Source organism: Brucella sp. NBRC 12950 (assembly GCF_030268145.1).
Classification (GTDB): domain Bacteria; phylum Pseudomonadota; class Alphaproteobacteria; order Rhizobiales; family Rhizobiaceae; genus Brucella.
The window spans coordinates 1-255 of sequence record NZ_BSQC01000088.1; the positions used below are offsets into that span (position 1 = coordinate 1).

The following is a 255-nucleotide window of genomic DNA, read 5'->3' on the forward strand; positions in this document are numbered from 1 at the left end:
GTAACGCGCGAAGTCGATGGCGGTCTTCAGACCATTGATGTGAAGCTTCCAGCCATCGTGACTGTTGATCTTCGTTTGAACCAGCCGCGTTATGCATCGCTGCCAAACATCATGAAGGCCAAGAAGACGCCGCTTGATGAGAAGTCGCCTGCTGATTTCGGTGCTGACATTGCTCCACGCCTCAAGGTTCTGAAAACTGAAGAACCGGGTGGCCGCAAGGCTGGCGTGAAGGTTGGTTCGGTTGCTGAGCTGGTT

At 54.1% G+C, this 255-nt stretch carries 1 protein-coding gene; it reads left to right on the plus strand.

Annotated elements, in window-relative coordinates; genetic code table 11:
• On the plus strand, positions 1–255 hold a 255-nt coding region (locus QSJ70_RS27580; protein WP_502871739.1), incomplete at both ends, for an electron transfer flavoprotein subunit beta/FixA family protein.